General features: G+C 68.8%; 20 protein-coding genes and 1 other RNA gene. 14 read left to right on the forward strand and 7 right to left on the reverse strand.

The features are described from left to right. Positions 1-262: 262 nt before the first annotated feature. From V5F68_RS20300 to V5F68_RS20325, 6 genes are all read right to left on the reverse strand, one after another. A complete protein-coding gene (locus tag V5F68_RS20300; protein ID WP_394015922.1) occupies positions 263-1,009 on the reverse strand; it encodes a YebC/PmpR family DNA-binding transcriptional regulator in 747 nt (248 codons plus the stop codon). A 140-nt stretch (positions 1,010-1,149) separates the two neighbouring features. Further along, on the reverse strand, positions 1,150-1,974 hold the full coding sequence (locus V5F68_RS20305; RefSeq protein WP_394015921.1) for a TIGR00282 family metallophosphoesterase: 825 nt from the start codon (positions 1,972-1,974) through the stop codon (positions 1,150-1,152). A 1-nt stretch (position 1,975) separates the two neighbouring features. Next, positions 1,976-2,629: a 5-formyltetrahydrofolate cyclo-ligase gene (locus tag V5F68_RS20310; protein WP_394015920.1), complete on the reverse strand. Its 654-nt coding sequence runs from the start codon at positions 2,627-2,629 to the stop codon at positions 1,976-1,978. A 1-nt stretch (position 2,630) separates the two neighbouring features. Then, a non-coding RNA gene (gene ssrS / locus V5F68_RS20315) (6S RNA) lies at positions 2,631-2,785 on the reverse strand. A gap of 105 nt (positions 2,786-2,890) precedes the next feature. Continuing rightward, positions 2,891-3,274: a cell division protein ZapA gene (locus V5F68_RS20320; RefSeq protein WP_348845882.1), complete on the reverse strand. Its 384-nt coding sequence runs from the start codon at positions 3,272-3,274 to the stop codon at positions 2,891-2,893. A gap of 1 nt (position 3,275) precedes the next feature. Then, complete coding sequence (locus V5F68_RS20325; protein WP_348845881.1) at positions 3,276-3,578, reverse strand: DUF4164 domain-containing protein; 303 nt, start codon at positions 3,576-3,578, stop codon at positions 3,276-3,278. A gap of 231 nt (positions 3,579-3,809) precedes the next feature. Here V5F68_RS20325 and V5F68_RS20330 point away from each other — a divergent pair, with 231 nt between their 5' ends. From V5F68_RS20330 to V5F68_RS20395, 14 genes are all read left to right on the forward strand, one after another. Continuing rightward, positions 3,810-4,325 (forward strand): DUF3828 domain-containing protein, encoded by a 516-nt coding sequence (locus tag V5F68_RS20330; protein WP_394015919.1) that lies wholly within the window; start codon positions 3,810-3,812, stop codon positions 4,323-4,325. Between the two features lie 275 nt (positions 4,326-4,600). Beyond that, positions 4,601-6,589 (forward strand): transketolase, encoded by a 1,989-nt coding sequence (tkt, locus tag V5F68_RS20335; RefSeq protein WP_394015918.1) that lies wholly within the window; start codon positions 4,601-4,603, stop codon positions 6,587-6,589. Positions 6,590-6,757: 168 nt separating this feature from the next. Further along, the gene (gene gap / locus V5F68_RS20340) at positions 6,758-7,765 is read left to right on the forward strand and encodes a type I glyceraldehyde-3-phosphate dehydrogenase (protein ID WP_394015917.1); all 1,008 of its coding nucleotides are present in this window, start codon (positions 6,758-6,760) and stop codon (positions 7,763-7,765) included. A gap of 48 nt (positions 7,766-7,813) precedes the next feature. Beyond that, positions 7,814-9,004 carry a phosphoglycerate kinase gene (locus tag V5F68_RS20345; RefSeq protein WP_394015952.1) on the forward strand — a complete coding sequence of 397 codons (1,191 nt, stop codon included), beginning with the start codon at positions 7,814-7,816 and terminating at the stop codon, positions 9,002-9,004. Between the two features lie 71 nt (positions 9,005-9,075). Beyond that, positions 9,076-10,101: a class I fructose-bisphosphate aldolase gene (locus V5F68_RS20350; RefSeq protein ID WP_394015916.1), complete on the forward strand. Its 1,026-nt coding sequence runs from the start codon at positions 9,076-9,078 to the stop codon at positions 10,099-10,101. A 348-nt stretch (positions 10,102-10,449) separates the two neighbouring features. Further along, the gene (locus V5F68_RS20355; RefSeq protein ID WP_394015915.1) at positions 10,450-11,076 is read left to right on the forward strand and encodes a thiamine phosphate synthase; all 627 of its coding nucleotides are present in this window, start codon (positions 10,450-10,452) and stop codon (positions 11,074-11,076) included. Beyond that, entirely contained in the window at positions 11,076-12,206 is a 1,131-nt protein-coding gene (locus V5F68_RS20360; RefSeq protein WP_394015951.1) for a tetratricopeptide repeat protein, read from the forward strand. The genes V5F68_RS20355 and V5F68_RS20360 overlap by 1 nt, the downstream gene beginning before the upstream one ends. Positions 12,207-12,406: 200 nt before the next feature. Beyond that, complete coding sequence (locus tag V5F68_RS20365; RefSeq protein ID WP_348845875.1) at positions 12,407-13,195, forward strand: inositol monophosphatase family protein; 789 nt, start codon at positions 12,407-12,409, stop codon at positions 13,193-13,195. A gap of 198 nt (positions 13,196-13,393) precedes the next feature. Next, on the forward strand, positions 13,394-14,506 hold the full coding sequence (locus tag V5F68_RS20370) for a flagellar motor protein MotA (protein ID WP_394015914.1): 1,113 nt from the start codon (positions 13,394-13,396) through the stop codon (positions 14,504-14,506). Positions 14,507-14,508: 2 nt separating this feature from the next. Further along, positions 14,509-15,528: a peptidoglycan -binding protein gene (locus V5F68_RS20375; protein WP_394015913.1), complete on the forward strand. Its 1,020-nt coding sequence runs from the start codon at positions 14,509-14,511 to the stop codon at positions 15,526-15,528. A 187-nt stretch (positions 15,529-15,715) separates the two neighbouring features. Continuing rightward, the gene (locus V5F68_RS20380; protein ID WP_394015912.1) at positions 15,716-16,771 is read left to right on the forward strand and encodes an ImuA family protein; all 1,056 of its coding nucleotides are present in this window, start codon (positions 15,716-15,718) and stop codon (positions 16,769-16,771) included. After that, positions 16,768-18,771, forward strand: coding sequence for a Y-family DNA polymerase (locus tag V5F68_RS20385; RefSeq protein WP_394015911.1), 2,004 nt, complete (start codon positions 16,768-16,770; stop codon positions 18,769-18,771). Before V5F68_RS20380 ends, V5F68_RS20385 begins: the two co-directional genes overlap by 4 nt. Then, complete coding sequence (locus V5F68_RS20390; protein ID WP_394015910.1) at positions 18,768-22,142, forward strand: error-prone DNA polymerase; 3,375 nt, start codon at positions 18,768-18,770, stop codon at positions 22,140-22,142. Before V5F68_RS20385 ends, V5F68_RS20390 begins: the two co-directional genes overlap by 4 nt. A gap of 382 nt (positions 22,143-22,524) precedes the next feature. Further along, positions 22,525-22,854 carry an SMR family transporter gene (locus tag V5F68_RS20395; RefSeq protein ID WP_394015909.1) on the forward strand — a complete coding sequence of 110 codons (330 nt, stop codon included), beginning with the start codon at positions 22,525-22,527 and terminating at the stop codon, positions 22,852-22,854. 31 nt (positions 22,855-22,885) lie between these two features. On the opposite strand, the gene V5F68_RS20400 is transcribed toward V5F68_RS20395, so the two are convergent. Then, the gene (locus tag V5F68_RS20400; RefSeq protein WP_394015908.1) at positions 22,886-23,491 is read right to left on the reverse strand and encodes a GNAT family N-acetyltransferase; all 606 of its coding nucleotides are present in this window, start codon (positions 23,489-23,491) and stop codon (positions 22,886-22,888) included. Positions 23,492-23,512: the final 21 nt, after the last annotated feature.

Consider the following 23,512-nt stretch of genomic DNA (forward strand, 5'->3'; position numbering starts at 1 on the left):
CCGTCACATGACGTAGCGTTTGCTTTGCCTACGGCTCCTCTCGCCCAGAATGACGTTACGAAAACGAACATAATGCCGCGCGGCATGCCGCGACAAGAGTCCGCGCGGTATCCGGGCGCGCGAGCGGGAAGGGTTTTGCGAGAGGCGGCGCGAGGGCGCGGCCCCCGCCACATGAGCGCCGGCGCCACAGAACACAGCTGTCCGCAGCGCCATTCGGCGCCGCGGACGGTTCTTCGATTAAGGGGCGAGGCTGAGCCGATGCTCAGGCGGTCATCTTCGCGACCATCGCGTCCGAGAGCTCGAAATTGGCCGTGACGCTCTGGACGTCGTCATTGTCCTCAAGCGAATCCACCAGCCGCAGGAGCTTTTCGGCGGTCTCGTCGTCCACCGCGATATTGTTCTGCGGGCGCCACACGAGGCCGGCCTTGCGCGGCTCGCCGAACTTCAGTTCGAGCTGGCGCTGGACCTCATTGAGATTCTCCACCGCGCAGATCACCTCATGCCCGTGCTCGGAGGAGGCCACATCGTCCGCCCCTGCGTCGATGGCCGCTTCCAGCATGGCGTCGGCGCTGGCCTTGGCGGGGTCGAACTCGATCAGCCCGACGCGGTCGAACATGAACGAGACCGCGCCGGTTTCCGCGAGGTTTCCGCCCGACTTGGTGAAATAAGAGCGCACCTCGCCCGCCGTGCGGTTGCGATTGTCGGTCAGCGTCTCGACGATCACCGCGACGCCGCCGGGGCCGTAGCCCTCGTAGCGAATCTCTTCGTAATTCTCGCTGTCGGCACCGCCGGCCTTCTTGATGGCGCGCTCGATATTGTCCTTGGGCATGTTTTCCGCGCGGGCGGCGAGGATCGCGGCGCGCAGGCGGGCATTCATGTTGGGGTCGGGCAGGCCCATCTTGGCCGACACGGTGATTTCGCGCGCCAGCTTGGAGAACAGCTTGGAGCGCACCGCGTCCTGCTTGCCCTTGCGGTGCATGATGTTCTTGAACTGTGAATGTCCGGCCATGACCGCCTCCGATTTCTGTTCGGCCTCACCTCCGCGCGCCCATCGGGGCGCCGCTCGAGCTGGGTCTTCTTGTATGAAGCCGGCCTTATAGGTCGGCCGATGGGCGAAGGGCAAGGAAGCCCCTCAAGGATTCCGCTTCGTCAATTTTCCCAGAAGCCCGGCCGGGCCTCCTCAAGCACCCCGCCGAGGCGCACGGCCGAGACCTTCACGGCGAGCCCCGTGCGGTCGTCGGTCTCCACCGCCAGGCCCGAAAGGCTGGCGGGGCCGGAGGCCGGCTCGAACCGGCCGGAGCCGATCTTGCGCGTGAAACGCCGCAGCGGCTCCTCCTTTTCCATGCCGATCACGCCGTCATAGGCGCCGCACATGCCGACGTCGGTGCAAAAGGCCGTGCCGCCGGAGAGGATACGATGATCGGCGGTGGGCACATGGGTGTGCGTGCCCACCACCAGAGTGGCGCGGCCGTCGCAATAATGGCCGAACGCCTGCTTCTCGCTGGTGGTCTCGGCATGGAAGTCGATCACCACCGCGTCCACCATATGGCCCAGCTCGGCACCTTCCAGCACCCGGTCGAGCGCGGCGAACGGGTCGTCCAGCGGATCCATGAAGGTGCGCCCCATGATGTTGGCCACCAGCACGCGGGCGCCGTTCTTGGCTTCCACCAGGATGGCGCCGCGCCCCGGCGTGCCGGCCGGATAATTCGCCGGGCGCACCAGCCGGTCCACCCGCTCGATGAACACCAGCGCCTCGCGCTGGTCGAAAGCGTGGTTGCCGAGCGTCACGGCATCGGCCCCGGCGGCGCGGAAATCCTCATAGATGGATTCTGTGATGCCGAAGCCGCCGGCGGCATTCTCGCCATTGACCACCACGAGATCCAATTGCCATTGGGCAATCAGGCCCGGCAGGCGGGAGGTCAGGGCATCGCGGCCGGGCCGACCCACCACATCACCCAGGAACAGAATACGCATATCAACCGCCGCAGAGAAAAAGCCCCGCCTCCGTTATCATCCCGTCCACCCTCTCGTCATGGGGCTCTTCGGGCACCTCGCGCACTTCCTGGCAGGAAAACGCATAGCCGAAGGCTCGCACCGGGCCGCCTGCGCGCAAGCCGGCAAGGGTGCGATCATAATGGCCCGCGCCATAGCCGATGCGGAAGCCGCGCGCATCAAACGCCGCGAGCGGCACGATGAGATCCTGCGGCACCACCTCGGGCGCGTCGGGCGCGGGCGTGGGAATGCGGTAGGCACCCACGAGGTCGAGCGCATCGCCCGCCTGCCAGCGGCGGAACAGCAAGGGTTCGTCCCGGCTCAAAACCACGGGAAGCGCGACGATCGCGCCGGCATCCCACAGCAAAGCGGCGAGCGGAGCAGTATCGATTTCGTCGCGGAAGGGCGCGAACAGCGAGACGACGCGGCCCTGCACGTTTTCCAGCAGAGACATGGCATTGAGCGCCGCGCGCTGGGAAGCGTGGGAACGTGCCTCTTCGCCCATGGCGGCGCGACGGGCGAGCGCCGCACGGCGCAGGGCGGACTTTTCAGCCCGCCGTTCGGCCGCGTCGCGTTTCGACGCGGGCTCGTCCGCGCCGGGGGCAGTAGTACCGGAAGGGGACAGCGAAAAAGTCATGTGCGGAGCCGCAAAAGCCGTCGGAGGTCGATCCCGGGAAACCTACAGCGTAGGTGGGCGCCGTATGGCCAAGCCCACGGGCAAGGTCAGGTACAGCTCCCTTAAGGATCGATAAGGCCCCGGGGAATGTTCTCCTAACGAACCCCACAGCCCCGCCGACTGAATGTAGGCCCGCCGTGCCCCGGACGCCAGGGGCGGTTTTAAATTTACCCAGGTAACAAACACGCGTGCTTAACCCGAGAACCGCCGGCTGGAGGCGGATCAGCCCATGCCGACATTGGCGGTGGGCGCCGGGCCGACCTCGCGGGCGAGCTTTTCCAGGCGCTCGGCCACCTCGTCGATGGAGCGGGCCACCGCCTCCTCGCTTGCTTCCATGCGGGCGAGCGCGGAGGCGCGGGCATCGCGCTGGCCTTCGATGTCGCTTTCCAGCGCGCGGATGCGGTTGCGCGCCTCGGCCAGTTCGTCGGCGATGGTGACGGCGGCCATGACGGTGAGCCGCTGGTCGCCGATCTCGCCGAAGGCGGTGCGCAATTGGGCGATGCGGCTGTCGATGTCGCGGGCGAGGCGGATGAGATGCTCTTCCTGCCCCTCGTCGCAGGCCATGCGATAATAGCGGCCCGCAATGGTGACGCTGACTTGCGCCATATTATCCGCCGTGGGTCGCGAGCACGTCGCGGATCGTGCTCATGGCCACATCCAGGCGCCGCGTGACTTCCTGCGCCACCTCGCCCAGCTCCGCCACCTTCTCGCGCGCGCCGTCCAGCTCCTCGGCGAGGCGGGCGCGGTCGTTCCCCATGGCGTGGAGCTGTGCCAGCAAGGCCTGCTGATGGCGATCGGCATCGCGCCGCCGCTCCAGCGCGTCGGTCAAGGCATCGAGCGCGGCATGCAGGCGCTGCGTTGCCGTTTCGATGGGTCCAGTCTCAGCCGGGCGTTGCTTCAAGGCGTACATGAAATTCGAGTGTAGCTGAGTCGGAGCGAAAACAGAGCCATCTTGCCACTTGTCAACGGGAATTAGGGCGAGCAAGAGACCGCGGGCCGGCAGACGGGGCAAAACCCGCTGCGGAAGGCCCGGCCGCGCGGACGCACGGCATGACTGAAGCAGGGCGCGATGGGTGGGAACGCGATGGGCGGAACGGGGAACGACACGGCCCGCACGGGCGCGGCGTGGCGCGGAAAGCGGATGGCAGGACACGTCCTGCTGGTGATGGCCGTCATGCTGGTCGCGGTATGGGCGCTGGCGCTGCCCGGGGCGGCGCAGGGCACCAAGCCCACATCTGCCTCGGCGCAGGCCAGCCAGGCGGCGGACGCCGTCGTGCGTGCGCTGTATCAGAATTATTTCGACACCGCGCCCGAGACGGCGGTGAGCTTCGACTATAACGACCCGGCCACCACCAAGGCCTATTTCGATCCGACCCTGGCGAAACTGCTGGTGGCGGATGCCAAGCGGGCCGAGCCCCGCCTCGATTTCGATCCCTTCATCGACGGACAGGATTTTGAGCTGTCTCCGGTCACCTACCAGACCAAGGCGGTGTCGCCGGGCGAGGCGCTGGTGACGGCGCAGTTCCAGAATTTCGACGAGAACAAGTCGATCGTCTACAAGGTGGTGCGCACCAGCGGCGGCTGGCGCATCGCGGACGTGCAATGGGCCGGCGGACGGGACTCGCTGCGCACCCTTCTGGCCAAAGCCGGCAAATAAGCCTGCGACATTATCGGCCGAATTTCGCCCGCGGCGCTGCGATTTCGCCCGCCTATCGCGCTGCGGGAAAAATGCCTTTGCGAACAAATGGCAACAGGCCCGCGACACGCGGGCGCGACCATCCGGCGCGGCCCGCCGGATGCAGGATCCCTTGACCTACGACTTCCGCTGCGTTTGACACCCGGGGCAGCGCTGCTATCACTGCCGCGCCGCGGCATTTGCCGCTCGGCCTCGTTGCCCATAAGGGCGCCCCCGGCGCCGGAGACTCGCCCCGCATGTCCAGTCGCGAACGCCATGACCGCATGGCCAACGCCATCCGCTTCCTCGCCATCGATGCCGTGGAAGCCGCGAATTCCGGTCATCCTGGCCTGCCCATGGGCGCCGCCGACATCGCCACGGTCCTGTTTTCCGACATCATCAAGTTCGATCCGGCCGATCCCAAATGGCCCGACCGCGATCGCTTCGTGCTCTCCGCCGGCCACGGCTCCATGCTGCTGTACGCGCTGCTGCACCTGCTCGGCGTGGACGGGGTGAGCCTCGACGAGATCAAGCGCTTCCGCCAGCTCGGTTCGCTCACGCCGGGGCATCCCGAGAATTTCGTCACGCCCGGCATCGAGACCACCACCGGCCCGCTCGGTCAGGGCATCTCCACCGCCGTCGGCATGGCCATGGGCGAGCGCCTGATGGCCGCCCGCTTTGGCGGCTCGGTCGTGGACCACTATACCTACGTGCTCGCCTCCGACGGCGATCTGATGGAAGGCATCAGCCAGGAGGCCATCGACCTCGCCGGGCACATGAAGCTCTCCAAGCTGATCGTCATGTGGGACGACAACCGCATCTCCATCGACGGCGCGACCTCGATTTCCGGCTCGACCGACCAGCTCGCCCGCTTCGCCGCCTCCAATTGGGCGACGACACGCGTGGACGGGCACGATCCGGTCGCCATCCGTGCCGCGCTCGAAGCCGCCAAGGCCTCGGACCGGCCGACCCTGATCGCCTGCCGCACCACCATCGGCTTCGGCTCCCCCGCCAAGGCGGGTTCGGAAAAGGCCCACGGCTCGCCGCTCGGCGCCGCGGAGATCGCCGCGACCCGTGCCGCGCTCGGCTGGGAAGCCGGCGCGTTCGAGATCCCGGACGATGCGCGCGCCGCCTGGGCGCAAGCCGCCGCCCGCAGCGCCTCCGCGCGCAGCGCCTGGGCCGAGCGCCTCGCCGCGCTGCCGGCCGACGACAAAGCCGAGTTCGAGCGCCGCGTCTCCGGCATTCTTCCGGCTGCGCTCGACGCGGCGGTGAAGGCGGCCAAGGCCAAGGCGGTGGCGGACGGCGGGGCGGTCGCGACCCGCAAATCCTCAGAGATCGTGCTGGACGCCCTGACCCCGGTGGTGCCGGAAATGCTCGGCGGCTCCGCCGACCTCACCGGCTCCAACAACACCCGCGCCAAGGGCATGAAGGCCATTTCGCCGGACGATTTCGCCGGCACCTTCGTCCATTGGGGCGTGCGCGAGCACGGCATGGCCGCCGCCATGAACGGGCTGGCGCTGCACGGCGGCATCATTCCTTATTCCGGCACCTTCCTGGTGTTCTCCGATTATTCCCGCCCCGCGATCCGCCTCGCGGCGCTGATGGGGACGCAGGCGATCCACGTGCTGACGCACGATTCCATCGGCCTCGGCGAGGACGGCCCCACCCACCAGCCGGTGGAGCACCTCGCGGCCCTGCGCGCCATTCCCGGCCTGCTGGTGCTGCGCCCGGCCGACACGGTGGAGACGGCGGAAGCCTGGGAAATCGCGCTCAAGGCCAAGGACCGGCCGAGCGCGCTCATTCTCTCGCGCCAGAACCTCCCGCTGCTGCGTTCCACCGACGACACGAACCGCTCGTCGGAAGGCGCCTACGAGATCAGCCCTGCCTCCGGGAAGGCCCAGGTCTCGCTGTTCGCCACCGGCTCGGAAGTCTCGCTCGCGGTCGAGGCGCAGAAGCTGCTGGAAGCGCAGGGTGTCGCGACCCGCGTGGTCTCGGTGCCCTCGTTCGAGCTTTTCCTCGCCCGCCCTGCGGCGGAACGGCGCGCCGTGATCGGCGATGCGCCCGCCAAGGTCGGCATCGAAGCCGCCATCCGCATGGGCTGGGACGCGATCATCGGCTCGGATGCCGCCTTCATCGGCATGAGCAGCTTCGGCGCCAGCGCCCCGGCAAAGGAACTGTACAAGCACTTCGGCATTACGGCTGAGGCCGTGGTTGCCGCGGCACTGGCGCAGCTGCGCCAGGATTGAGCCGCAAGGCGCTGTCTTAGGGAGCGCCGCACCCTTAGGGGAGGATGCGGCACTCCAATCGGTGGGGCGGCACGCGGGCCCCGGAAAGAATAGCGCGGCGCGCGGGTGCGGCGTCGTGAGTGGTCAAGATATGGCACCGGCCTGAAGGGTCGGCCAATGGAGGAAGACATGACGGTGAAGGTGGCCATCAACGGTTTCGGTCGTATCGGACGCAACGTGCTGCGCGCCATCATCGAATCGGGTCGCACCGACATCCAGGTCGTGGCCATCAACGATCTCGCTCCCGTCGAGACCAATGCCCATCTGCTGCGCTTCGACAGCGTGCACGGCCGCTTCCCCGCGGAAGTGGTGGTGGACGGCGATACGATCGATTGCGGCCAGGGCAAGATCAAGGTGACCGCGGTGCGCGACCCCGCGCAGCTGCCCCACAAGGAGCTGGGCGTCGATATCGCGCTTGAGTGCACCGGCATCTTCACCAGCAAGGAAAAGGCCTCGGCCCATCTGACCGCCGGCGCCAAGCGCGTCCTGGTCTCGGCCCCGGCCGAAGGCGCCGACATCACGGTGGTCTATGGCGTCAATCACGAGAAGCTCACGGGCGAGCATTTCGTGGTCTCCAACGCCTCCTGCACCACCAATTGCCTCGCCCCGGTGGCGAAGGTGCTGAACGATGCCGTCGGCATCCAGCACGGCTTCATGACCACGGTGCACTCCTACACCAACGACCAGCCCTCGCTGGACCAGGTGCACAAGGACCTCTACCGCGCCCGCGCCGCCGCCCTTTCCATGATCCCGACCTCCACCGGCGCCGCCAAGGCGGTGGGCCTGGTGCTGCCGGAGCTGAACGGCAAGCTGGACGGCGTCTCGATCCGCGTGCCGACCCCGAACGTATCTGTCATCGACCTGAAGTTCGTCGCCAAGCGCGCGACCACGGTCGCCGAGATCAACGAGGCCATCAAGCGCGCCGCCGAGAACGAGCTGAAGGGCGTGCTGAACTATACGCTGGCCCCCAACGTCTCCATCGACTTCAACCACGATCCCCATTCGTCCACCTTCCACATGGACCAGACCAAGGTGATGGACGGCACGCTGGTGCGCGTTCTCTCCTGGTACGACAATGAATGGGGCTTCTCGAACCGCATGGCGGACACGGCGGTCGCGCTCGGAAAGCTCGGCTGATCGGCGGGTGAGGGAGGCATGCCCATGACCGCCGTCGCCGATGCCGACATCACCGCCTTCCGCACGCTCGACGATGCGGACCTCGCCGGAAAGACCGTGCTGGTCCGCGTCGATCTCAACGTCCCCATGGACGGGGACCGCGTGACCGACGACACCCGCATCCAGGCCATCGAGCCGACGGTGCGGGACATCACCCGCAGCGGCGGGCGCGCGATCCTGATTTCCCATTTTGGCCGCCCCAAGGGCCGCGACGAAAGCCAGTCCCTGGCCGCAGTGATGCCGGCGGTGCGCGAGCGGCTCGGCGCCGCGGTGCGCTTCGCGGGCGAATGCGTCGGCCCGGAAGCGGAAGCCGCCGTGGCCGACCTGCCGGCGGGCGGGGTGCTGGTGCTGGAGAACACCCGCTTCCATGCGGGCGAGGAAAAAAACGCGCCGGATTTCGTCAGCGCGCTCGCGGCGCTCGGCGACGTCTATGTGAACGACAGCTTCTCCACCGCCCATCGCTCCCACGCCTCCACCGAAGGCCTGGCCCACAAGCTGCCGGCCTATGCCGGCCGGGCCATGCAGAGCGAGATCGAGGCCCTCACCAAGGCGCTGGAAGCGCCCGAGCGCCCCGTGCTCGCGGTGGTGGGCGGCGCGAAGGTCTCCACCAAGCTGGAATTGCTGGGCAATCTCTGCCGCAAGGTGGACGTGCTGGTGATCGCCGGCGGCATGGCCAACACCTTCCTGGCCGCGCAAGGCCATGCGGTGGGCAAGTCGCTGTGCGAGCATGATCTCGCCGACACCGCCCGCGACATTCTGGAAAAGGCCAAGGCCCGCGGCTGCGAGATCGTGCTGCCGGTGGATGCGGTGGTGGCGAAGACCTTCGCCGCCCATGCGCCCCATCGCGTCGCCGACATCGACGACGTGGCCGCCGACGAGATGATCCTTGATGCCGGTCCGGCCACGGTCGAGCTGGTGAAGCGCAAGCTCGGCACGGTGAAGACGGTGGTCTGGAACGGCCCGTTCGGCGCGTTCGAGCTGGCCCCGTTCGATGCGGCGACGGTGGCGGTGGCGCAGGCCGTCGGAAAAGCCACCACCGAGGGGCGGCTGATCTCGGTCGCCGGCGGCGGTGATACGGTGGCGGCGCTGAACCACGCCGGTGCGGCCGACGACTTCTCTTATGTCTCGACGGCCGGCGGTGCGTTCCTGGAATGGCTGGAAGGCAAGGCGCTGCCGGGCGTGGAGGCGCTGCGCCGTTGAGGCGTGTTTGCTAAAATCGTTTCCAGGGTCAAATCGGCCGCGAAAAGCGGCTTTTCAGATGGGTGGACGAAATGATGACGGCTGAGCTTGACGCGATCGCGCAGAAAATGGTGGCCGACGGCAAGGGCATCCTGGCCGCAGACGAGAGCACCAGCACCATCAAGAAGCGGTTCGACGCCATCGGCGTCGAGAACACCGAGGACAATCGCCGCGATTATCGCGAGCTGATGTTCCGCACCAAGGAAGCGATGCAGGACTACATTTCCGGCGTCATCCTGTTCGACGAGACCATCCGCCAGAAGGCCAAGGACGGCACGCCCCTGGTGCAGCTGATCCAGGATGCCGGCGCGATCCCCGGCATCAAGGTGGACGCGGGCGCCAAGCCCCTCGCCTTCTGCCCCGGCGAGACCATCACCGAGGGCCTCGACGGCCTCGGCGGCCGGCTGAAGGAATATTACGACCTCGGCGCCCGCTTCGCGAAGTGGCGCGCGGTGATCGACATCGGCGCCGGCATCCCCACCTACACCGCCGTGCGCGCCAATGCCCATGCGCTGGCCCGCTATGCGGCCCTGTGCCAGGAAAACAAGATCGTCCCGATCGTCGAGCCGGAAGTGCTGATGGACGGCGACCACGGCATCGACCGCTGCTACGAAGTCACCGAATGGGTCCTCAAGACCGTGTTCGAGGAGCTGTATTACCAGCGCGTGCGCCTGGAAGGCATGGTGCTGAAGCCCAACATGATCGTGCCGGGCAAGAAGGCCCGCACCCAGGCCTCGGTCGAGGACGTGGCGGAAAAGACCGTGCGCGTGCTCAAGAGCTGCGTGCCGTCGGCCGTGCCGGGCATCGCCTTCCTCTCCGGCGGCCAGTCGGACGAGGACGCCACCGCCCATCTCGACGCCATGGTGAAGCTGGGCGGCCTGCCCTGGAAGCTCACCTATTCCTACGGCCGCGCCCTTCAGGCCGCGCCGCAGAAGGCTTGGTCCGGCAAGGTGGAAAATGTCGGCGCCGCGCAGGCCGCCTTCACCCACCGCGCCCGCATGAATTCGCTCGCCGCCCTCGGCCAGTGGACCAGCGCGCAGGAACAGAAGGCCGCCTGAGCCTCTGCCTACGTCCGTTGAAAAAGCCCGTCCCCGCATTGGGGGCGGGCTTTTTTCGTGGCGCGCGGAGGAGATGAGAGGGACAAGGCGGGTGGGAAACTCCCGGAAACGCCTTCGCGACCCCCTCAGCGGCGGGCGGCGCTTGCTTTTTCCCGGCCACTCGGACTAGAGCCTGATCCGATCAGGTTGAAACAGCCTGATCGGTGAATCAGTCTCTAAGCATTTATGAGAGAACGCGTTATCCGGTCAGCTTGCGATGCCAGCTGACGGCGCGTGCTCTAGCCATCCTGCACGGTCGCAGTGCGTCGGCCGTGTTTTCGCCCGCTTCTTGGCAGACCGATCGGACCCATGTCGAACACACAGCAGGCGCAAGGCGCCCGGCTCATGCTGATCCTTCCCGCCGCGCCGGCCCTGGGCCGCAGCGCCGTCGCCGCGCGGGTACGCGCCGGAGACATGGCCGCCGTCATCGCCCGCATGGGCGAGGGCAAGGGCGAGAAGGACCGGCTGCGCGGCCTGATGGCCCCGGTGCAGGAAGCGGATGCCGCCCTGATCGTCGATGGACGCGCCGATGTGGCGATCGACATCGACACCGACGGCGCCCATCTCTCCAGCGTCGCGGCGCTGAAGAAAGCCATCGGCACCCTCAAGCCGGCGCGCATCGCGGGCGCGGGCGGCCTCACCTCGCGGCACGACGCCATGGAGGCGGGAGAGGCCGGCGCCGATTACGTGCTGTTCGGCGGCTGGGAGGCGGATGCCCCGCCGTTCGAGGATGTGCTCGACATGATCGCCTGGTGGGCGGAAGTGTTCGAGGTGCCCTGCGTGGGCGTCGCCACCTCCGCCGAGGAGGCGGAGCAACTGGCCCGCGCGGGCGCCGATTTCATCGCTTTGTCGGGCGACTGGATCACCGGCGCCGATGCGGAAGCGCGCATCGGCGAGATCGCCGCCCGCATCGCAGCGGTGGAGACCGCGCCTTGATGCGGTTGCCCGTGGTGCGCGATATCTTCCGGGCCGAAACGCGCCGGCAAAGCGCAGGCCTGTTCCGGGGCCGGAGCCTGGCGCTGCGCGCCGGCGCGGCTGCCCTTTTGCTGGTCGGCCTCGCCGCGCCGCTGTGCGCGCAGCCGCAGACCGGGCAGAAGCCCCCTGCCGCGGGTGCGGCCGGCGCCAAGAGCGGCAACGGGGCCAATGGCGGCAAATCCGCGCCCGCCCCGGCGGCGCCACCGGCCGCAGCCGCACCCGCCCCCGCCCCGAGCGGCCCCGTGGACGTGGCCTTCGGCGCCTATCAGGCGGGCAATTATCTCACCGCCTATAAAGAAGCCATGAAGCGGGTCGAGGCGGGCAACGACCCCGCCGCCATGACCCTGCTCGGGGAATTATATGCCCGCGGCTATGGCGTGCCCTACGATCCCGCGAAGGCGACGCAATGGTACGAGCGCGCCGCCAAGGCCGGGTCGGGAAACGCCATGTTCGCGCTCGGCATGATGAATCTGACCGGACAGGGCAAGGCGGTGGATGAAACCGCCGCGCAGAAATGGTTCGAACAATCGGCCAAGGCCGGCAATCCGGCCGCGGCCTACAATCTCGGCCTGATCTATCTCCAGGGGCGCGGCGTCACGCAGGATTTCACCAAGGCGGCGACCTATTTCAAGCAGGGCGCCGACGGCGGGGTCGCGGATGCCCAATATGCCCTGTCGGTGCTGCTGAATGCCGGCAACGGCGTGCCTGTCGACAAGGCGGCGGCGATCAAATATCTGACCGCCGCCGCCCAGCAGGATCACGTGACCGCGCAGGTGGAACTCGCCATCGCCACCTTCAACGGCAATGGCGTGCCGAAGGATGAGGCGGCGGGCGCGGCCTTGTTCCGCAAGGCCGCCCTCGCCGGCAATGCGATCGCCCAGAACCGCTATGCCCGCGTGCTTTCGGTGGGACGCGGCGCACCGCAGAACAAGGTGGCCGCCGCCGCCTGGCACATGCTTGCCAAGGCGCAGGGGCTCGGCGATCCCTATCTGGACGGGGTGGTCGAGAGCCTCTCGCCCGAGGATCGCAAGAAGGCGGAAGACGTCGCCCACAAATGGATCGCCCTGACACCCAACGCGGTCCAGCCTTGACGCGGCCTTGCGGGACGGGCAGAGGATCGCCCTCAATTCAATTGACGGTCGCACGCGCGGCCTCCTTATTGCAGAACCGGCCTGGAGCGGAGCGCCTTCGCGCCGCCGGGTCTGCGCCCTCACAGCGGCATGGCCGGCCCATCGTCCCCGACGGACGGCGCCGGCGCCCATGCCGCATGGCAGCAATGGTTTTTCGAAAAATGATCCGCTCTCCGCTCATCACCGTCATGGTCCAGGCCGTCCGCAAGGCCGCGCGCGGCCTCACCCGCGATTTCGGCGAGGTCGAGAATCTCCAGGTATCGGTGAAGGGCCCGGCGGATTTCGTCTCGGCGGCGGACCGCAAGGCCGAGGAGATCCTGTTCACGGAACTCTCCCGCTCCCGTCCCGGCTTCAGCTTCCTCATGGAGGAGCGTGGCCGGGTGGAAGGCACCGATCCGGCCAATGAGTGGGTCATCGACCCGCTCGACGGCACCACCAACTTCCTGCACGGCATTCCCCTGTTCGCCATTTCGGTGGCGCTGGTGCGCAACGGCGCGCCCTTCGCCGGCGTCATCTTCAATCCCGTGACCGACGAATTGTTCGTCGCCGAAAAAGGCCAGGGCGCCTATCTCAACGACCGCCGCCTGCGCGTCGCGGGACGCCGCAAGCTCGCCGAATCGGTGGTGTGCTGCGGCCTGCCCCACATGGGCCGGGGCGATCACGCGCGCTTCAACCGCGAACTCGCCAAGGTGCAGACCCAGGTCGCCGGCCTGCGCCGCACCGGCTCGGCCGCGCTCGACCTCGCCTGGGTGGCGGCGGGACGGTTCGATGCCTTCTGGGAGCGCAATCTCTCCGCGTGGGACATGGCGGCTGGCATTCTCCTGGTGCGCGAGGCGGGCGGCTATGTGTCCGATCTCGACGGCGGCGATCAGATCCTCGAGAAGGGCGACGTGATCGCCGGCAACGAGGACATGCGGCGCGACCTTCTGGCGCTTCTGAAGGCGGCCTGAGGCCCCATATTCCCGAGCGCTGGCCTGCGATTGCCGGCCTGCGGCGCGGTGCGCGGCGGGGGGACGCCGCCGCCCCGGCTTCGGTTGCGCCCTATCTTCGCACCGCTCCAATTTGCCCGGCCATGCGCCGGGCGCGGTTCCATTTGAACCGATGTGTGCCATAGTCCGTTGTCAGGGGAACGGCCTGCGGGAGCGAAAATGGCGCGTGTCGTTGATCCGTACGTAAAGGTGTCTTCTCCCCGCATCTTCCTGGTGCGGATGATCATCTTCCTCCTGCTCTGCGCCGCCCTCGCCGCGGTGCTCTACCAGCAGATCCAGGCCGCCTTCCTGAACAATCCGGGCCTCAATGCCGTGATCTTCGGCGTGCTGGCCTGCGGCATCATCCTCGCCATCCGCCAGGTATCGCGGCTGTTCGCGGAGGTGGAATGGGTGAATTCCTTCCGCCTCGCCGATCCCGGCCTCGCGGTTGCCCGCGCGCCCACCCTGCTCGCCCCCATGGCGGCGTTGCTGGGCGACCGGATGGGCCGCATGGCGATCTCCCAATCCACCATGCGGTCGATCCTGGATTCCATCGGCACGCGGCTCGACGAGGCGCGCGACACGGCGCGCTATCTCACCGGCCTGCTGGTGTTCCTCGGCCTGCTCGGCACCTTCTGGGGCCTGCTGGAGACCGTCTCCTCCATCGGCGGGGTCATCTCCTCGCTGGAGGTGCGACCCGACAGCGGCTCCATGTTCGATGAGATCAAGCGCGGCCTCTCCGCCCCGCTCGCCGGCATGGGCATTTCCTTCTCGTCCTCTTTGTTCGGCCTCGCGGGCTCGCTGATCCTCGGCTTTCTCGATCTCCAGGCCGGCCAGGCACAGAACCGCTTCTATACCGATCTTGAGGACTGGCTCTCCACCACGGTGGAGGATCTCGGCGATCCGGTCGGACCGATGCCGCGCGAGCGCATGCCGACGCTCTCCGCCTTGCCCCATGCGGGCGCGGCGGGTGTTCCGGCCGCCCTTCCCCTCGCCCTGCCGCCCCCGCCGCAGCTGGATGTGGCGCCTCTGGTGGATGCCATGGCGAAGCTGGAGCGCACGCTGAACGAGGCCGGCTCCCAGCGCGTCACCTCGGCGGTCGCCCAACTGGCCGAGAGCCTCCAGGGGCTCGTGACCCACATGCGCTCCGAACAGGCGCTGATGAAGCAGATGATCGAAGTGCAGACCGGCCAGCAGGAGGAATTGCGCCGCATCGTCGACCGGCTGGACCAGACCCTGGACACCTATGACGAGGACGCGCCGGGGCCGGGCCGCGGCGGCCGGGGGGCCTGAGCATGGCCCTCGGCCGGCGCAGCCGCGAGCGCACGATCGATTACTGGCCCGGCTTCGTGGACGCCTTGTCCACCTTGCTGCTGGTGTTCATCTTCCTGCTCTCCGTGTTCATGATCACCCAGTTTTTCCTGACCCAAGACATTTCGGGCAAGGACGACGCCATGCAGAAATTGCAGGCGCAGATCCGCCAGCTCACCGAGCTGTTGTCTCTGGAGCGGGCGACCGGGCTGACGGCGGAAGGCGAATTGAGCGCGCTGCGCGCCAATCTCGACGCCACCACCGCCGAGCGCGACCGCCTCAAGGGGCAGCTGAGCGCGGCCCCGGCGGCGCCCGACGCCTCGCGCGAACAGGCGCTGTCGCGCGAAGTGGACATCCAGAAGGATGCCGCCTCCCGCGCGCTTGCCCAGATCGAATTGCTGAACCAGCAGATTTCCGCTTTGCGGCGCCAGATGGCGGCGCTGGAAGAGGCGCTCAACGCCTCCGAGCAGCGCGACAAGGAGAGCCAGACCCGCATCGCCGACCTCGGCCAGCGGCTCAACGTGGCGCTGGCCCAAAGGGTGCAGGAGCTGAGCCGCTTCCGCTCCGAATTCTTCGGCCGCCTGCGCGAGATTCTCGGCAACCGGCCGGACATCCGCATCGTCGGCGACCGCTTCGTGTTCCAATCCGAGGTGTTCTTCGATCGCGGCTCGGCCACTCCGCGCCCGGAGGCCCTGCCCGCGCTCGACCAGCTCGCCGGCGCCATCCTCGATCTGGAAAAGCAGATCCCGCCGGATATTTCCTGGGCGCTGCGGGTGGACGGGCATACCGACAACCGCCCCATCTCGACCCCGCAGTTTCCCTCCAACTGGGAATTGTCGGCGGCCCGCGCGATCGCGGTGGTGCAGTATCTGATCGCCAAAGGCGTGCAGCCCTCTCATCTCATCGCGGCCGGCTTCGGCGAATACCAGCCCATCGATCCCGGCACCACGGACGACGCCCAGGCCCGCAACCGGCGCATCGAGCTGAAGCTGACCGAGCGCTGATCCCTCCCGAACGGCGCGCTTGACTCTCCCGCGCCGTTCCGGAATCTATAAGAACAAATAGGGAACACGCGAGCCTCTCACTGGCGAAAGCTGGCCGGCACGCACGTTCCCGCGAACCCCCGGCATTCAACACGGGCGGCCGCGCTTGCGCCGCTCGCGGGGATGCTGCCAGCGAAACGGACGGCCCATGTCCAATCCGAGCGCGACTCGCGCTGCGGGCGAGCTTGCGCGCCTGCGGCGCTGCATTTCCGCCATCGAGCGGGGGGCGAACGCCCCCTTGCCGGCGCGCGTGCCCGTGCCCTGGTCGGCGGGCGAGGCAGCGGATTGGGACGAAGACGATTGGGGACAGGAGAATTGGGGCGGCAATGACAGCCGGGACCATAAGGGCGGGGACTATGGCGACCTGAGTAAGGCCGGCCGGAAAGGAGACCAGACGCGGGTTCCTGACCAGAACGGAGCCGGCGCGCGGAACCAAGACGAGGACCAAGACCAAGACGAGGACCAGGCGCCCTTCGACGATCCCGGCCCCGACCTGTCCCCGCCGCGGCCGCTCCTGCCCCTCGGCCTCCTGCCCCTCGGCCTCCCGCCGCTGGACGCGGCGCTGGGCGGCGGGCTCACGCTCGGCGCGCTGCACGAGGCTGCGGCCCACGGCCCCGGCGCGGAAGCCGCCCTCACCGCCTTCGCCCTGGCGCTCGCGGCCCGCGCCGCCTTCCAGCTCTCGCGTCCGGTGCTGATGGTGCAGCACGAACTGGCGGAACGGGAAGCCGGAAGCCTCTATGCGCCCGGCCTTGCCGAACTCGGCCTGTGCGGCGGCGCGCTGGTCCTGGTGCGGGTGCGCAAGCCGCAGGACGTGCTGTTCGTGATGGAGGAGGGCCTCAAATGCGGCGGGCTGTCCGCCGTGCTCGGCGAAGTGGGCGCGCCCTTTCCCGAAGCCCTCACGGCGACCCGGCGGCTTTCGCTCGCGGCACGCGCCCACCCGGTGTTCGGCCTGCTGCTGCGCCAAAGGCCGGACCCCGCCGCCTGTGCCGCTTTATCCCGCTGGGTGATCGCGCCCGCCGTGAGCGCGCCGCGCGATTCCTATGGCGGGCTCGGCCTGCCGACCCTTGAGGCTGCCTTGATGCGCAACCGCCTCGGCCCGCTGGGACGCTGGACCCTGTCCCTGGACGGCCCGGCCTTCCTTTCGGCCGCGCCCACCCGCGCCGTTCCCCACCATCCCAGCCATGCGCGCGAGGCCGGATCATGACTGCACCTGCCGCGCCCGGCCGGCGCTATCTGTGCCTGTGGCTGAACCGCCTTTCCACCGACCGCATCGAGCGCAGCTTGCCGCCCGAGATGCGCGCGGCCCCGCGCGCCACCCTCATCGGGGAGAAGAGCGCGCTGCGGCTCGCCGCGCTCAACGCCGCCGCGCGCACTCGCGGCCTCGTGCCGGGCCTCTCCCTGGCGGATGCCCGCGCGCGCCATCCCGATCTTCAGGTGGCGGACCATGCGGCCGAGGCGGACGCGCGCCTGCTCGGCCATGTGGCCGATGCCTGCGAGCGCTATACGCCGCTGCTCGCCCTCGATGCCCCGGACACCCTGATCCTGGACATTTCCGGCTGCACCCATCTGTTCGGCGGCGAGCGCGCCCTGGTGGCGGATCTGCGCGCCCGCGTCGGCGGGCGGGGCTATTCCACCCGCGCCGCGATCGCCTCCACCATCGGCGCCGCCTGGGCGTTCGCGCATTTCGGCTCCCGCCCGGCCCTGGTGGCGGAAGAGGGCGCCGACCTTGCCGCCTTGCTCGCCCCCTTGCCGCTCGCCGCTTTGCGGCTGGAGGCGGGCGGTCTCGCCGCCCTTTCCCGGCTCGGCTTCACGCGCGTGGGCGATCTCGCGGGCAAGCCGCGCGCGCCGCTCACCGCGCGCTTCGGCGCCGACCTGCTGCGGCGGCTCGACCAGGCGAGCGGCCTTGCGCGGGAGCCCGTGGACCATCGCTTTCCCCCGCCGCGCTTCTGCGCCGAGCGCAGCTTGTCCGACCCCATCGAGCGCACCGAGGACGTGCTCGGCCTTGCCCATCACCTGGCGACCAAGCTGGCCCCCGCTTTGGAGCGCGCGGGCCAGGGCGCCCGGCATCTGGAGCTGGTCCTGTTCCGGGTGGACGGGCAGGTGACGCGGCTGAAGGTGGGCGCCAGCCGGCCGCTGCGCGATCCCCTCGCCATCCGCCGCCTGTTTGCGGAGAAGGTGGCGCAGGTGGCGAGCCTGGATGCCGGCTTCGGCTTCGATCTGCTGCGCCTCGGCGTCACTTTGGCCGAGGACATGGCGCCCCACCAGCACGGCTTCGATGCCCGGCAGGCGGAGGAAGCCGCCCTGGACGGCCTCGTGGACCGCCTCGCTGCCCGCTTCGGCGCCGGCCGGGTGCAGCATCTCGCCGTCGCCGACGCACATCTGCCCGAGGAGGCTGGACAGGCCATCGCCCTGGCGCGCAAGCGCCTGCCGTTCGATGCCGGCGCGCTCGCCGACCCGGCGCGGGTTCTGACCGGGAGCGAAGCCTTTGCAGCTGGGCCAAGCACGCCTTTTGCCGCCCTCGACACAGTTCCCCCTCGCCAGCCACCGCAGGATGCGCCGGCACCAGGCGCACGGCCAAGAGAGCAAGGAACGCGCGCGGAAGAAAACGGGCAGGAAGGGAAGGCGGCACAGACCATCCCCTTCCCCGCGCGTCTCCGCTCCGCGTCGCCCCCTGTCGATCCGGCCCGGCCGGCCCCCGTCCTGATCGCCCTGCCTCGCGCGCCCGACACCGCGATATCTCCCCCGTCGGCGCAGGCGCCGGTTTCGCCCCCTCGCCCGCCGACGCGTGGTCGCCGGTCTCCCCCATCGTCCGCATCTCCACCGCCCGCCGCGCGTCCAGACGCCGGCGGCGCCGGGCGCCCGCAGCGCCTGTTCGCCGTGCCCGAAGCGGTGGAGGCCGTGGCCGAGGTGCCGGACGGCGCCCCTGTGCGCTTCCGCTGGCGGCGCCGCATCCATCATGTGGCGCGGGTGGAAGGACCCGAGCGCATCTCCGCCCCCTGGTGGCGCGAACCCGCCCTGCGCCTTTCGGGACTGCCGCCCGCAGCCCATCCGGACCTTCTGCTCGAGGGCGCGCTCCACAACCCGACGCGGGATTATTTTCGCGTGGAAACGAATGACGGGCTGCGCCTCTGGCTGTTCCGCGCCGGGCTCTATGGGGCGGAAACCAGCCGGCCCGCCTGGTATGTGCACGGGCTGTTCGCATGAGCGGCGATCTCCTCACCCCCGCCTTCGCCCGCAGGTCCGGCCCGCGCGCCGAGCCGCCCGCCCCGCTGCCTTATGTGGAGCTGGCCGCCACCAGCAATTTCTCCTTCCTGCACGGCGCTTCGCATCCGGAAGATCAGGTACGGCAGGCGCACGCGCTCGGCCATCGCGGCATCGGCATCGCCGACCGCAACACATTGGCCGGCGTGGTGCGGGCCCATTCCATGGCGAAGGCGTTGGATTTCCCCCTCGCCATCGGCGCCCGGCTGGTGTTCTGCGACGGCACGCCGGACATCCTCGCCTATCCGACCGACCGGCCCGCCTATGGCCGGCTCTGTCGCCTGCTCACCACCGGCAACATGCGGGCGGAGAAAGGCGATTGCCGCCTGACCCGCACCGATTTGCTGGATTTCCAGGAGGGCCTGTGCCTCGCCGTGCTGCCGCCGCGCCGGCCGCCCGACGCTTTCACGGCATTCCTTAGCCAGCTTAAAGAGGCTGCGCCGGACCGGATATGGCTCGCCGCAGCCCTCGCCCATGGCGGGGACGATGCCCGCCGCCTCGCCCGCCTCGCCGACCTCGCGCGGCGCGCGCGCCTGCCGGTGCTGGCGGTGGGCGACGCGCTCTATCACGCGCCGGAGCAGCGCCCGCTGCACGACATTCTCACCTGCATCCGCACGCACGTGACGCTGGACGCCGCCGGAACGCGCCTCGCCCCCAATGCCGAGCGCCACCTCAAGCCGCCCGCCGAGATGGCGCGCCTGTTCCGTGCCCTGCCGGAAGCGGTGGCGGAGAGCTTCGCCTTTTTCTCGCGGCTTAATTTCTCCCTGGACCAGTTGAAGCCCACCTATCCGCGCGAGGCGCGAAACGGCTTCGCCTCGCCGCAGGCGGCGCTGGAAGCGCTGGCCTGGGAGGGCGCCCGCACGCGCTATCCCGCAGGCATACCGGACAAGGTGAATACCACCTTGCGCCACGAACTCGGCCTCATCGCCGAGCTCGGCTATGCGCCCTATTTCCTCACGGTGGACGAGATCGTCCGCTTCGCCCGGGGCGCGGGCATCCTGTGTCAAGGCCGCGGCTCGGCGGCGAATTCGGCGGTCTGCTTCTGCCTCGGCCTCACCGAGGTGGACCCGATGAAGGCCTCGCTGCTGTTCGAGCGCTTCATCTCGCGCAACCGCAACGAGCCGCCCGACATCGACATTGATTTCGAGCACGAGCGGCGCGGCGAGGTGCTGCAATTCGTCTACCGGCGCTATGGCGCGGCCCATGCCGGGCTCGCCGCCACCACCATCACCTATCGCACCCGCTCGGCGGTGCGCGAGGTGGGCAAGGTGCTCGGCCTCTCGGAGGATACGGTGGGCGCGCTGGCCGGCTCCATCTGGGGCTGGTCCTCCGGCGGGGTGAAGGCGGAGGAGGCGGTGCGCCTCGGCCTCGATCCCACCGACCGGCGGCTGGCGCTGACGCTGGAACTCTCCCGCGCCCTGATCGGCTTTCCGCGCCACCTCTCCCAGCATGTGGGCGGCATGGTGGTGACCCACGACCGGCTAGACGAGACCGTGCCGCTCACCCGCTCGGCCATGGATGAGCGGCCCATCATCGAATGGAACAAGGACGACCTGGAGGCGGTGGGCCTGCTGAAGGTGGATGTGCTGGCGCTCGGCATGCTCACCGCGATCCAGAAGTGCTTCGCTTTGCTCAACACCCGGTACGGACACGATTTCAAGCGCATCTGCGACATCCCGCCGGACGATAAGCGCGTCTACGCCATGCTCCAGCGCGCCGATTCCATCGGCGTGTTCCAGGTGGAGAGCCGGGCCCAGCAGACCATGCTGCCGCGCCTCAAGCCGACGAAATTCGAGGATCTGGTGGTGGAGGTGGCGATCGTGCGCCCCGGCCCGATCCAGGGCGGCATGGTGCATCCCTATCTGCGCCGCAAGCAGGGGCTGGATCCGGTGGTCTATCCTTCGCCCGAGCTGAAAGAGGTGCTGGAAGGCACGCTCGGCGTGCCGCTGTTCCAGGAACAGGCCATGCAGATCGCCATCGTCGGCGCCGGCTTCACGGCGGAGGAGGCCGACAAGCTGCGGCGCGCCATGGCCACATTCAAGCATGTCGGCACCATCGACACGTTCAAGGGCAAGCTGATCCGCGGCATGCTGGCCAAGGGCTATAAGCGCGCCTTCGCGGAAAGCCTGTGGCAGCAGATCCAGGGCTTCGGCTCCTACGGCTTTCCCCGTTCCCATGCCGAGAGCTTCGCGCTGCTGGTCTATGTCTCGGCCTGGATCAAGTGCCATTATCCCGATGTGTTCGCCGCCGGCCTGCTGAACGCCTGGCCCATGGGCTTCTACGCCCCCGCCCAATTGGTGCGCGACGCCGCCGAGCATGGCGTCGAGATCCGCCCCGCCGACATCAATGCATCGCACTGGGACCATACGCTGGAAGCGGAGGACGGCGCCGCCGCCGGGCGCCTCCACCCGCGCCATGGCGACATGGCCGGCGACGTGAAGACCACTTACGCCCTGCGGCTCGGCCTGCGGCAGATCGAGGGCCTGCACGAGGAGGCGGGCCGGCGCATCGCCGCCCTGCGTGGGCCGGGCTATGATTGCGTGCGCGACCTGTGGCTGCGCACCGGCCTTGCCCCGGCCGTGCTGGAGCGCCTCGCCGATGCCGACGCCTTTCGCTCCCTGGGGCTGGACCGGCGCGCCGCGCTTTGGGCCGTCCGCGGCCTGCGCCGGGCCGGCGACAAGGACGATCTGCCCCTGTTCCGCGCCGCCGCCGCCCCGCGCGAGGCTGAGGTTGACCTTCCCATCCTCCCGCCGGGCGCGCAGGTGATCGCCGATTACCGGCATCTCAAGCTGTCGCTGAAATCCCATCCCCTGGCCTTCCTGCGCAGCCGGCTCAACCAGCGGGGCGTGACGCCGAACGGCCGCCTGCCGGATCTTTCCAGCGGGCGGCGCCTCACCCTCGCCGGACTGGTGCTGGTGCGCCAGCGGCCGGGCACCGCGAGCGGCGTCATCTTCATGACCATTGAGGACGAGCAGGCCTTCGCCAATGTCATCGTCTGGCCCCGCGTGTTCGAGACCTTCCGCCCGCAGGTGATGGGCGCGCGCCTCGTGGGCGTCACCGGCCGGCTTCAGAACGAGAGCAGCGTCATCCATCTGGTGGCGGAGAAGATCGAGGATTGGAGCCACCTCATCGACGAATTGGACCGGGCCGGGCCGCCCATCGATCCCGCCATGCCGCCGGACGAGGCCAAGCGCGGGCCCGGCCGCGATCCGCGCGACCCCAACGAGGCGCCGCACCGCCGCCGCTCCACCCACGCGGCCCTGCCCGAAGGCACCGCGCAGGCGGCCTTGCCGAAGGGGCGAAATTTCCATTGAGGCGGGCGCGGGAGAGGCCCGCGAATGGCCGGCCAATCGCCCGGCGCCTTCGCGCCGGGACGGGCCTGCGTGGGAGGTGAATGCCGTTGGGGAATGTTCGGAGCTTTACAGCGGCTGCGAAGTCATGCGTGCCGAACATTCGCCCGAAAAGCCGGTGTCATCGTCCGTAAAAGTGCGGAGAACGCGCTTCAAACCGATGTTCGTCCACGCCAAACCCTTGTTTCACAAGCCCATTGTTTCACGTGAAACATTTTGCCCGGCCGCCGGGGCCTGTTCGCCACCGCCGCACGCGCTCCGCAGCCCGCAGGCTGTGACGGTATCGCGCGGCCGCGAAAGGCAAAACCGCATTGACGCGGAATCGCCTCTGGGCTCACCTCGCTTCATGACCTACGTGCTGCTCCTCATCGCCATCACGGCGGAAGTCATCGCCACCTCCGCCCTCAAGGCAGCGGAGGGCTTCAGCAAGCCGGTGCCCTCCGTCATCGTGGTGATCGGCTATGCAGTCGCCTTCTATTGCCTCTCGCTCACCTTGAAGGTGCTGCCCGTGGGCATCGCCTATGCCATCTGGTCGGGCGTGGGCATCGTGTTGGTGGCCGCCATCGGCCTTGTGGTCTACGGGCAGAAGCTGGACCTGCCCGCCGTTATCGGCCTCGGCCTCATCATCGCCGGCGTGCTGGTGGTGAACCTGCTCTCCAAGAGCGTGCCCCACTAAGCGTCCCTTACGGACGAGCCGCTGCGGGCCCTCAGGCGGCGCGCGAGCTGGGAAGCAGCAGGTCGATCACGCGGCCGGTCGCCCGCACCTGGGCCTGGAAGAGGGTGCGCGAGACGCCCTGGGCATCCGCCGCCGCCTCCCGCGCCAGGGACAGCGGTGTGGGATAAGGCGCGTTCAGCTGCGCGACCACCTCGTCGGACTCGAACTTCAGGTCGGCGTCGAACTTGCGCGCGATCTGCTGCATGCGGCGATTGTGGGCGAGGCAGTTCATATAGAGCGTGCGAATGCCGCGATTGCGCGCGGTAAGGATGGTGCGCTCCATCAAATGCGTGCCGAACCCGCCGTTCTGGAATGCGCTCTCCACGCTGAAGGCCGCCTCGGCCTCGCGCGGCAGCACGCCGGAGAAGGGATAAAGCTCCGCCGCCGCCCGCAGCACCCCATCCACGAAACAGCCATGGATTACCGCGCCAGACCGGAAGACGCGCTCGGCATAATGCTCGATGAAGGATTCGGAGACGGCCGAGCCGAAACGATTGCGCCGGCTCTCCTTATCCAGGCGGAGAAGATGTTCGCGAAACAGCTGGGCCTCGGCGGGCCAGAGCTTGCGAATGATTCCAGGCGCGGCCTGATCGTTCATGGTGGTCTCCTGACCTATGGT

It is taken from the genome of Roseixanthobacter pseudopolyaromaticivorans, assembly GCF_043195145.2.
In the GTDB taxonomy this organism is placed as follows: Bacteria; Pseudomonadota; Alphaproteobacteria; order Rhizobiales; family Xanthobacteraceae; genus NCEH01.